Annotated in this window: 8 protein-coding genes and 1 pseudogene; 8 read left to right on the forward strand and 1 reads right to left on the reverse strand. The window is 72.4% G+C overall.

The genetic code is table 11. The features are described 5' to 3' along the window. The first annotated feature begins 74 nt into the window (after positions 1–74). Positions 75–761 (forward strand): DUF4230 domain-containing protein, encoded by a 687-nt coding sequence (locus E1258_RS09165; protein WP_132398672.1) that lies wholly within the window; start codon positions 75–77, stop codon positions 759–761. Between the two features lie 62 nt (positions 762–823). Here the strand turns inward: E1258_RS09165 and E1258_RS09170 are convergent, their stop codons facing one another. After that, positions 824–1,033 (reverse strand): PspC domain-containing protein, encoded by a 210-nt coding sequence (locus E1258_RS09170; RefSeq protein ID WP_132398674.1) that lies wholly within the window; start codon positions 1,031–1,033, stop codon positions 824–826. A 231-nt stretch (positions 1,034–1,264) separates the two neighbouring features. Between E1258_RS09170 and E1258_RS09175 the strand changes: the two genes are divergently transcribed. From E1258_RS09175 to E1258_RS09205, 7 genes and pseudogenes are all read left to right on the forward strand, one after another. Next, positions 1,265–2,635, forward strand: coding sequence for an L-serine ammonia-lyase (locus E1258_RS09175; RefSeq protein WP_132398676.1), 1,371 nt, complete (start codon positions 1,265–1,267; stop codon positions 2,633–2,635). Between the two features lie 56 nt (positions 2,636–2,691). Continuing rightward, a complete protein-coding gene (locus tag E1258_RS09180; RefSeq protein ID WP_371688589.1) occupies positions 2,692–3,546 on the forward strand; it encodes an ABC transporter permease in 855 nt (284 codons plus the stop codon). Then, a complete protein-coding gene (locus tag E1258_RS09185) occupies positions 3,546–4,337 on the forward strand; it encodes an ABC transporter ATP-binding protein (protein WP_132398678.1) in 792 nt (263 codons plus the stop codon). The genes E1258_RS09180 and E1258_RS09185 overlap by 1 nt, the downstream gene beginning before the upstream one ends. 41 nt (positions 4,338–4,378) lie before the next feature. Beyond that, the gene (locus E1258_RS09190; protein ID WP_371688590.1) at positions 4,379–6,412 is read left to right on the forward strand and encodes a DUF5941 domain-containing protein; all 2,034 of its coding nucleotides are present in this window, start codon (positions 4,379–4,381) and stop codon (positions 6,410–6,412) included. A 16-nt stretch (positions 6,413–6,428) separates the two neighbouring features. Next, on the forward strand, positions 6,429–8,621 hold the full coding sequence (locus tag E1258_RS09195) for a bifunctional glycosyltransferase family 2 protein/CDP-glycerol:glycerophosphate glycerophosphotransferase (RefSeq protein ID WP_132398680.1): 2,193 nt from the start codon (positions 6,429–6,431) through the stop codon (positions 8,619–8,621). A gap of 119 nt (positions 8,622–8,740) precedes the next feature. After that, on the forward strand, positions 8,741–10,057 hold the full coding sequence (locus E1258_RS09200; RefSeq protein ID WP_132398682.1) for an ABC transporter ATP-binding protein: 1,317 nt from the start codon (positions 8,741–8,743) through the stop codon (positions 10,055–10,057). A 108-nt stretch (positions 10,058–10,165) separates the two neighbouring features. After that, a pseudogene (locus tag E1258_RS09205) lies at positions 10,166–10,748 on the forward strand (hypothetical protein); the annotation flags it as partial.

Genomic DNA, 10,748 nt, shown 5'->3' on the forward strand with positions numbered 1-10,748 from the left:
CGGCCTGACGGGCGGGTGTCGCCCGGTGGCCGTACCGTCATCGTCAGACGATGTTCGATCGAGGATGGTGAGCGATGTCCCACGACGGTGAGGTCGACCGGCCCGCCCCCCGGGGTCCCTCCGGGGCCGCGCGGGGGTTGCTCGTGGTGCTCGGCGCGGCGGCGGTGGCCGTTGTCGTGCTGCTCGGCGCGCAGGCCACCGGGGTGTTCCCCGACTTCCGCAACCCTTTCGCCAAGGAGCAGACCGACCGCAGCCAGCCGCCGCTGCTCAAGTCGATCCAGGATCTCAGCCGCTACGTCGCGGCCGAGGGCAACTTCCAGGTCGTGGTCGACCTGCAGAACGACCGCGACAACGTGCCGGAGTTCCTGCTCAACCAGCGCACCCTGTTCGTCGGGGCGGGCAGCGTCGAGGCGTACGTCGACTTCACCAAGATCGGCGAGGGCGCGGTGGTCGTCTCGCCCGACGGCAAGTCCGTCGAGGTGAAGCTGCCCGCGCCGCAGCTCGGCCAGACCAACCTCGACATGGAGAAGAGCTACGTCGTGGCGGAGCAGCGCGGCCTGTTCAACCGGATCAACGACCTGGTGAAGGGCGACCCGAACCGCCAGCAGCAGGTCTACAAGCTGGCCGAGGACCGGATCACCGCCGCCGCCCGCGACAGCGGCCTGACCGCCCGAGCCCAGGAGAACACCGACAAGATGCTGGTGGGCCTGCTGCGCTCCCTCGGGTACGAGAAGGTGACCGTCACCTACACCGCTCCCTGACGCCAGCGTGAACCGGAAGCGCCCGCCCCGCAGGACCGGGGCGGGCGTGTTCGGGTGGCGGGTCAGTAGCGGGTGGCGGCGGTGTGACGGTCCTCGTTCGGCATCAGCACCCACAGCACCAGGTAGACGATCACCTGGGTGCCGGGCAGCAGCAGCGACAGCAGGAACAGCAGCCGGACCATGTTGGCGGACGTGTTGAACCGGCGGGCCAGGCCGACGCAGACGCCGGCGATCATGCGCCCCTCGCGGGGCCGGACCAGTTTGCGACTCATCGTCGTACTCCCACTCTGCGGCGTGCCCGCCGCCTCTGACTCAACGGTAGGAACCGCTGTTGCACCCGCCCTCCGTCCCGAGGGGGATCCCGGAACCTCTCACCCGTAGGTGCTTACCCGGGCGGGCCCGCTCTGACGCGATCAGCCGTGCAGCAAGAGGGCGTGAGCTGGCCGGCGGGTAGGCTCGCCGGTCGGGTCCGTACCAGGGCGTACGACGGCGAGGAAGTGCACATGATCAGCGTTTTCGACCTCTTCAGCGTGGGCATCGGGCCGTCAAGCTCGCACACGGTGGGCCCGATGCGGGCGGCCGGCACGTTCGTCGCCGGGCTCAAGGCCGACGGCCTGCTCGCCGACGTCGCCCGGGTGCGGGCGGAGCTGTTCGGCTCGCTCGGGGCCACCGGCCACGGCCACGGCAGCGGCCCGGCCGTGCTGCTCGGCCTGGAGGGGGACGCCCCGGAGAGCGTCGACACCGACAGCGTCGCCCCCCGGGTGGCCAAAATCCGCGCCGATCGCCGGCTGAGCCTGCTCGGCGCGCACGAGGTCGACTTCGACCCGGACCGGGACCTGGTGCTGCACCGGCGTCGGTCGCTGCCGTACCACCCGAACGGGATGACCTTCGCCGCGTACGACGGGGCCGGGGCGGCGCTGCGCGAGCGCACGTACTACTCGGTCGGCGGCGGGTTCGTGGTCGACGAGGCGGCGGCCGGGGCGGACCGGATCGTCCCCGACACCACCCGGGTGGCCTACCCGTTCGGCACCGGGGCGGAGCTGCTGGCGGTCAGCGCCGGCAACGGGCTGTCGATCAGCGAGGTGATGCTCGCCAACGAGCGGTGCCGGCGCACCGAGGGCGAGGTGCGGGCCGGGCTGCTGGACATCTGGCGGGTGATGCGGCAGTGCGTGGCGTCCGGCTGCGCGCGCGACGGCGTACTCCCCGGGGGGTTGCGGGTCAGGCGGCGCGCGGCGGAGCTGCGGCGCGGCCTGGAGGCGGAGGCCGGGAGCACCGACCCGCTGCGGGTGATGGACTGGGTGACCCTGTTCGCGCTCGCGGTCAACGAGGAGAACGCGGCCGGCGGGCGGGTGGTGACCGCCCCGACCAACGGCGCGGCCGGGATCATTCCGGCGGTGCTGCACTACTACACCCGGTTCGTCCCCGGGGCGGACGAGGACGGTGTGGTCCGGTTCCTGCTGGCGGCGGGGGCGATCGGCGTGCTGTTCAAGGAGAACGCGTCGATCTCCGGGGCCGAGGTGGGCTGCCAGGGCGAAGTCGGCTCGGCCTGCTCGATGGCCGCCGCCGGGCTGGCCGAGGCCCTCGGCGGCACTCCGGAGCAGGTGGAGAACGCGGCCGAGATCGGTATGGAGCACAACCTGGGGCTCACCTGCGACCCGGTCGGGGGCCTGGTGCAGATCCCCTGCATCGAGCGGAACGCGGTGGCTAGCATCAAGGCGATCACTGCGGCCCGGCTGGCGCTGCGCGGCGACGGGGTGCACCACGTCTCGCTGGACAAGGTGATCAAGACGATGCGCGAGACGGGCGCCGACATGAAGGTCAAGTACAAGGAGACGGCGCGGGGCGGCCTGGCCGTCAACGTGATCGAGTGCTGAGCGGCTCGAGTGCGGTGAGCGGATCGGGCCCGGCGCGGAGCCGGCGAGGAGGCGCGGTGACGTCTGGCGTCGGGGCGGCCGGCCCGCGAAGGCCCGCCGCCCGCCTGTGGGCGCACCGCAACTCGCTGCGCATCCTCGTCCGCCGCGACCTGGCCGTGAAGTACCAGCAGTCGGTGCTGGGTTACTTCTGGTCGCTGATCGAGCCGCTCGGCATGGGCGCGATCTACTGGTTCGTCTTCGGGGTGCTCTACTCCGGCGACACGAGCCGGCACCTGGGGCAGGCCGCCGGGTCGTACCCGCTGTTCCTGATCACCGGCATCTTCGCCTGGATGTGGGCCAGTTCGGCGCTGAGCGAGGCGACCAACGCGCTGACCGGCCAGGCCCGGCTGATCACCACGATGAACGTCCCGCGCCAGGTGTTCCCGATCGGTCGGATCACCGGCCGGTTCGCCGAGTACGCCGCCGGCCTGCCGATCCTGGTCACCATCGCAGCCGGGTACGCGGTTCGCGGCGAGGTGCGCCCCGGCTGGTCGGTGCTCGCCCTGCCGCTCGCCGTCGCCGTGCAGGCGGTGCTGCTGGTAGGGCTGGCGCTGCTGCTGTCGGCGCTGAACGTGCTGATGCGCGACATCGAACGGTTCATGCGGCTGGTGATCCGGGTGCTGTTCTACGCCACCCCGATCATCTATCCGCTGAGCCTGGTCCGGTCCTCGACGCTGCCGGGCTGGGTGAAGGCCGCGTACGAGCTGAACCCGCTGGTCGGCATCTTCCAGCTGCACCACGCCGTGTGGTACCCGGACCAGTTCCCGGATGCCCGGCTGCTGGCCACCACGGTCGCGGTGAGCGTGCTGGTGCTGGTGGGCGGCTGGTGGGCGTTCCGCCGGCTCGAACCCGCTGTGCTCAAGGAGCTGTGATGGCGGCGGAATTCATCATCGAGGCGGACGGCCTCGGTATCCGGTTCGTCCGCAACCGGCGGCGGCAGTTGCGGCTGCGCGAGTTCTTCATCCGCCCCGGCGGCCGGTCCGCCACCGCCGGTACGGGTCAGGCCGCCGGCACGGGGCGGTCGGCCGACGCCGGGCGGTTCTGGCCGCTGCGCGACGTGTCGTTCACCGTCGCGCCCGGCGAGACGGTCGGGGTGGTCGGCCGCAACGGCACCGGCAAGAGCACCCTGCTGCGGCTGATCGCCGGGGTGCTCATCCCCGACGAGGGAAACATCCGGGTACGCGGCGACGTGGCCCCGCTGCTGGAACTCTCCGCCGGCTTCTCCAACGACCTGACCGGGCGGGAGAACCTGTACCTCGTCGGCGGGCTGCACGGTCTGTCGTCGCGCTACCTGCGGAAACATTTTGATGAGATCGTCGCCTTCGCCGGCGGGCAGGTGGAACGGGCCATCGACACGGCGGTGCGGCACTACTCGTCGGGGATGAAGGTCCGGCTCGGTTTCGCGATCATTTCCCACCTTCCGCACCCGATCCTGCTCATGGACGAGGTGACCGCGGTCGGGGACGCGGAGTTCCGCGAGAAGTGCTATGCGACGATCGAGCGATTGCTGGGGGAGGGACGCACACTGGTGCTGGTGTCACACAACGAAAAGGATCTGACCCGGTTCTGCCGTCGGGGGCTCTACCTCGACGCCGGGCGGCTGACCGTCGACGGGACGATCGCCGAGGCGCTCGACGCGTACCACGCCGCGGTCGCACGGTGACCGTCGCGATCGTGCTCGCCGCCGGTGCGCCGGCCGGGAGCCTGCCGACGGGCGCCGGGGCGACGCCCGAGGGGCCGTGGCACGTCGGGGTGACGCTCGCCGACCGGCTCGCCGACCAGTGGCACCGGGCCGGGGTGACCCACGTCCGGCGGGCCGCGAACCTGACCGAGCTGGCGACCCTCGTCGACGCGGCCACCGGGCCGGTGATCGTCAGCGGGACGGACCTGGTGGCGCACACCGCCGTGCTGCGGCACCTGGCCACCAGCCCGGTCGGGCCGACGGTGGCCCTGGTGCTGACCGACCCGCCGGCCCCCGGTCAGGCCGTGGTCCGCGAGGAACGCGGCCAGGTCGTCGACGCCGGCCCGGACGGGCGGCTCGACGGCGGGCAGACCGGGGTGTTCGGCGGCGCGCTGCGGGTGGGCCGGGACGACCTGCCCGCGCTGGCCGCCGCCGCCCGGGCCGCTGTGGCGGGCACGCCGATCGCCGGCATGGATACCGCCGCCGTCGCCGACCCGACGCCGTCCCCCGGGCCCGGCCCGGCCGGGTCCGCCGTGGACCGGCTGTTCACCGGCCTGACCGCGCTGGGCACGCTGACCTTCGCCCACCGGGTACGCCTGCTCGTCGCCCACCGGGTCGCCGACCCGGCCGGCTTGGCCGCCGCCGAGGCCGCCCTCGGCGCGGTCGACGAGGACCGGGCCGAGCTGCGGCTGTCGGTGAAGGAGAAGGACGACTTCTTCACCACGTTCTTCGTCAGCATTTGGTCGCCGTACGTGACGAAGGCGTCGGCGAAGCTCGGCCTGACCCCGACCGGGGTCACCGCGATCTCGGTCTTCTTCGCGGCCGTCGCGGCGGTGCTGTTCGGCGTCGGCGGCCGGTCGGCGCTGGTCACCGGCGCGGTGCTGCTCTACCTCGGCTTCGTGCTGGACTGCGTCGACGGGCAGCTCGCCCGCTACACCCGGCACTTCAGCGCGTGGGGCGGCTGGCTGGACACGATGGCCGACCGGGCCAAGGAGTACCTGGTCTACGCCGGCCTCGGCTACGGGGCGACGGCCGCCGGGTTCCGGTACGGCTGGGCGCTGGCCGTCGCCGCGATGACGTTGCAGACCGTCCGGCACATGACCGACACCTGGTACGGGGTGCTGCACGACGAGGCGGCCCGCCGGCCGAAGACGGTCGTCGGCGCAGGCGGCGGGGGCGGCGGGATCGGCGACCGGCTCAACGCCGCGTCGACCCGGGTGCAGGCGGACACGGGTTCGCTGTCGTACTGGCTCAAGCGCACGGTGGTGTTCCCGATCGGGGAGCGGTGGGCGCTGATCGCGCTGACCGTTGCGCTGTTCGGCCCGTTGGTCAGCCTCGTCGCGGTGCTGACCTGGGGGGTGCTGGCGTTCGCGTACACCGGGGCGCTGCGTACCCTGCGGGCCCGCTGGATGTGGGTGCCGGTGCTGGACACGGTCGACGCCACGCTGCACCGCGACGACGGGCCGATCGCGGCCCGGTTCCCGGTGCTGCGGCCGATGGGGCCGCTGACCCTCGCCGTGCTCGGGGCGCTCGGCCCGGCGGCGTTGCTGGTCGCGGCGGGCCTGCGGGTGCGTACCGGCGGCGAGGCGGGCGGGCTGGCCTGGGCGGTGCCGGTGGCGCTGCTGGTGCTGCTGGTCGCCGCGCTCGGGGCGGGGGCGGCGCACAACGGCCCGCTGGACTGGCTGGTGCCGGCGGCGCTGCGGGCCGGGGAGTACCTGTTCGCCATCGCCGCCGGCGTGGTCGGCGGGGCCCCGGCGTGGGTGGTCTTCGGGTACGTCTTCGTGCTCACCCTGCAGCACTACGACCTGACCGCCCGGCTGGAGAAGCGGCAGGCGGCCCCGCCGTGGCACGGTGCCACGCTGGGCTGGGAGGGGCGCTCGGCGGTGCTGGCGGTCGCGGCTTTCGCCGGATTCGTGGGGATCGCCATGGCTACACTCGGTGCGTACCTGCTCGTGGTTTTCGTCGGGAGCGTGGTCCTGGCCTGGGTCGTCCTGCCCGCCCGCGCCCGGCGGGCCGTGGGTGTCCCGACGGGTGGAGAGGTCCGCCAGCCGGGCTGACGTGAGGGGCCGGCCGATGACGCTGATCAGCTTCGTCGTACCGGCCTACCGGGTGCAGGCGTACCTGAGCGAGTGCCTCGACTCGATCCTCGGCCAGCCGTTCGACGACGTCGAGATCATCGGCGTCGACGACCACTCGCCGGACGGCGGCGGTGACATCCTCGCCGACTACGCCGCCCGGGACCACCGGGTCCACGCGGTCCGGCTCGACGACAACGTCGGCCTCGGTCCAGCCCGCAACGTCGGGCTGGACCGGACCGGCGGCGAGTACGTCTGGTTCGTCGACGGCGACGACTGGCTGGCCCCGGACTGCCTCGCCGAGGTGGCCGCCCGGCTGCGCCGGACCCGCCCGGACGTGCTGCTCGTCGACCACGTGCGGGTGCGCTGGGACGGCCGGGTCACCCGCAGCGCGATGGCCGAGGTCTTCCCGACCCCACCCGGCGAGGAGACGTTCCGGCTGCGCGAGCGGCCGGAGGCGCTGCGGCTGCTGCACACCGCCTGGAACCGGCTAATCCGGCGGGAGTTCCTGGTCGACCTCGGGCTGCGCTTCGCACCCGGCTGGTACGAGGACGTCGCGTTCAGCTACCCGGTTTTGATGGCCGCCGAACGGATCGGGGTGCTCGACCGGGTCTGCCTCAACTACCGGCAGCGCCGGGCCGGGGCGATCACCCGTACCCGAGGGGACCGGCACTTCGAGGTCTTCGAGCAGTGGCACCGGGTGTTCCGGTGGATGGACGAGCGGGTTCCGGCCGTCGACGGACTGCGGCCGGCGGTCTTCGAGCGGATGATCTGGCACTACCTGACCGTCCTCGGCAACGGCGAGCGGATCGCCCCCGAGCTGCGGCCGGCCTTCTTCGACCGGATCACCGCCGAGCACGCCCGCCGGCTGCCGCCCGGCGGCTACCCGGCCCCGCCGGGCGTGGAGGGGCTCAAGCACCGGCTGGTCGCCGCGGGCCGGTGGCGGACGTTCAGTGCGCTGCGGGCCGCCAACCAGGCCCGACAGGCCGCCGGCCGGCAGTTCCGCCGGGGCAGGCCCGTTGCCCGTCGGGCTGCCCGGCTGGGCCGCGACGCCGTGCTACGCGAGTACTACCTGGCAGAGCTGCGCCGCCCGCTCGACCTGCACCTCGCCGTCTACGCCGCCTACTGGTACCGGGGGTACGCCTGCAACCCGGCCGCGATCTACGAGGCGGCCCGCCGGCTGGCTCCGCAGGTGCGCGGGGTGTGGATCGTCCGGCGGGACCGGATCGAGTCCCTGCCGCCAGGGGTGGAGTACGTCGTCGCCGGCAGCCGCGAGTACCACCGGGTGCTGGCCAGGGCGTCCTGGCTGGTCAACAACGTGAACTTCCCCGACTTCGTCCGCAAGCGCCCTGGCGCGGTGCACGTGCAGACCCACCACGGCACCCCCGTGAAGGTGATGGGGCTGGACCAGCAGCGGTACCCGGTCGGCGCGGTCGGGATGGACTTCGCGAAGCTGCTGCGCCGGGTGGACCGCTGGGACTACAGCATCTCGGCGAACAGCTTCTCCACCCAGATGTGGGAGCGGGCGTACCCGGCCGCGTACACCACTTTGGAGGTGGGCTACCCGCGCAACGACCGGCTGGTCACCGCGACCCCCACCGAGGTACGCGAGGTGCGCGCCCGGCTCGGCCTCGCCCTCGACGACCGGGTCGTGCTGTACGCGCCCACGCACCGCGAGCACCTGCCCGGGTACCGGCCGCCGTTCGACCCGGAGCTGCTGTGCGACGCGCTCGGCCCCACCGGCCGGCTGCTGGTGCGCAGTCACTACTTCGCCGACCGCGACCGGCGGCCCGCCCCCGCCCCCGGGCCGGGCTCCGGCCGGGCGCGGGTGCTCGACGTCAGCGACCACGACCGGGTGGAGGATCTCTACCTCGCCGCCGACGTGCTGGTCACCGACTACTCGTCGGCGATGTTCGACTACGCCGTGCTGGACCGGCCGATCGTGGTCTACGCGCCGGACTGGGAGGCGTACCGGTTGGCCCGGGGCGTCTACCTCGACCTGCTCGCCGAGCCGCCCGGCGCGGTGACGACCAGCTTCCCCGGCCTGCTCGACCTGTTCCGCTCCGGCGCGGTCGACGCCGACCCCGCGACCACGGCCCGCCGCCGGTTCCGAAACCGGTTCTGCGCCTTGGACGACGGGCACGCGGCGGAGCGTGTCGTCCGCCGGGTGTTTTTCGGGGAATCGGACTGAAACGAGGATCATGTAATAGGTCTGTCACGAGTCGAACATGGCACGTTTACCCGATGCGCGGCGTCCATGATCCTGGTCACATTCATTCGGGGTTCAACCGAGGAGCTGGGGAGGAGACGGTGACAACCGTCGCGCTCAAGGATGTGACCAAGGTTTTCCAGGATGGGACGGTAGCCGTCGACAGAATCAATTTGGATGTGAACGGCGGGGAGTTCATGGTGTTGCTCGGCCCGTCGGGTTGTGGAAAGTCGACGGTGCTGCGGATGGTCGCGGGGCTGGAGGACCCGACCGCGGGCGCGGTGCTGCTCGACGGCGAGCTGGCCAACGACCTGTCGCCCCGGGACCGGAAGGTCGCCATGGTCTTCCAGGACTTCGCCCTCTACCCGCACATGACGGTGGGCGACAATATCGCCTTTCCCCTGCGGCTGGCCAAGGTCGACCCGTTGCCACGCGGGGAACGGGTCGCCGACGTGGCCAGCGCGCTGGGCATCGGCGACGTGCTGGGCCGCAAGCCCAGCCAGCTCTCCGGCGGGCAACGCCAGCGGGTCGCCATGGGCCGGGCCATCGTCCGCCGGCCGGGCCTCTTCCTGATGGACGAGCCCCTGTCGAACCTCGACAGCGGGCTGCGGGCGGAGCTGCGGGCGGAGATCTCCGGCCTCACCCGCGAGCTGGGCGTCACCACCATCTACGTCACCCACGACCAGGCCGAGGCGCTGACCATGGCCGACCGGGTGGCCATCATGCGCAAGGGCGTCCTCCAGGACGTCGGCACCCCGACCCAGGTGTACGGGCGGCCGGCCACCCTCTACGTCGCCGCGTTCCTCGGCAGCCCGAGAATGAACTTGCTGGAGGCGTCGGTCTACGTTCACCTCGACCGGTACGTCGCGCTGAACCTGGGCGACCAGTCGCTCTATCTGCCCTGGGACGACATCCGCAGCCGGGTCGTCGCGCACTACCACGGCGAGCGGATCGTGGTCGGGATGCGGGCCGAGGCGCTCACCCCGGTCGCCCCGGACACCCCCGGGCACGTCCTCCGGGGCCGGATCCGCTACCTGGAGCACCACGGCCACGAGTCGCTGGCCTTCCTCGACATCGGCGCCACCGCGATCGTCGTCGACGAGATGAGCGGCCCGGCGGCGGAGGGTGCCGGCGGCGGTCAGCGCGGCCTGCGCCGGTTCGGGCAGGTCATGCAGCGGTTCACCGGCCGATCCGGGGACGCCGAGGAGGCGTCGACCGAGCAGGCGCAGGGCGGCAACAACCGCAACAGCGTGCTCAACGACCCGGGCCGGCACCACCGCCGCCCTGCCGAGTTGGCGGTACGGCTCGCCCCGTACCCGGCGGTCAGCTCCGGGCACCCGCTGGCCGTCTCCGTACGCATGGACGCCCTGCACTTCTTCGACGAGCGCGGCGACCGGATCGACGTGGGCTGGCGTTGAGCGGAGCGGTTCGGTTTTGATCCGGAGTGGGGTGGCGGGCGGGCCGGTCGGTGCCCTACGGTCAGCGGACCTCGTCCACTGAGCACAGTGTGAGAAAGGGGTCAGCCCGTGTCGGGTGACCGTCCGAGCCCGCTCGTCATCGAGCGTATCCTGCGCGACCGGCAGGGCGTCTGGCAGCAGATCGTGGCCGATCGCGATCTCAATGGCCTCACGCTGCGCATGCTGGCCAGCGCGGGCATCGCCCTGGCCTGCTACGGCGCGGTGCTGGGCTCGTTCCACAGTGTGCTGATGGCGCTGACGTCGGCGGTGAAGCTGCCTCTGCTGTTCCTGGTCACCCTCACCATCTGCCTGCCCACGCTCTACCTGTTCAACCTGGTGTTCGGGGCGCGGCTGTCGGTGCGGCAGTCGCTGGCGCTGGTGATGGTGGCGATCACCGTCACCTCGATGCTGGCCGTGGCGTTCGCGCCGATCAGCCTGTTCTTCCTGATCACCGCCCCGGACTACGGCTTCTTCAAGCTGCTCAACGTCGCCATCCTGACGCTGAGCGCGGTGGTCGGGCTGCGTTTCCTGACCGGCGGGATGCAGGTGCTCAACGCTCACGGCCTGCTGGCCCCGGCCGCTGCCCCGGCTTCCCCGGCGGTTGCCCCCGCTGTTCCGGCTGTTCCGGCCCAGGCTCCGGCGACCGTCGGTC

It is taken from the genome of Micromonospora sp. KC207, assembly GCF_004348615.1.
GTDB lineage: Bacteria > Actinomycetota > Actinomycetes > Mycobacteriales > Micromonosporaceae > Micromonospora.

Coding starts and splice junctions, on each gene's coding strand:
- E1258_RS09165 (WP_132398672.1), top strand. CDS start 75: ATGTCCCACGACGGTGAGGTCGACCGGCCCGCCCCCCGGGGTCCCTCC.
- E1258_RS09170 (WP_132398674.1), bottom strand. CDS start 1,033: ATGAGTCGCAAACTGGTCCGGCCCCGCGAGGGGCGCATGATCGCCGGC.
- E1258_RS09175 (WP_132398676.1), top strand. CDS start 1,265: ATGATCAGCGTTTTCGACCTCTTCAGCGTGGGCATCGGGCCGTCAAGC.
- E1258_RS09185 (WP_132398678.1), top strand. CDS start 3,546: ATGGCGGCGGAATTCATCATCGAGGCGGACGGCCTCGGTATCCGGTTC.
- E1258_RS09195 (WP_132398680.1), top strand. CDS start 6,429: ATGACGCTGATCAGCTTCGTCGTACCGGCCTACCGGGTGCAGGCGTAC.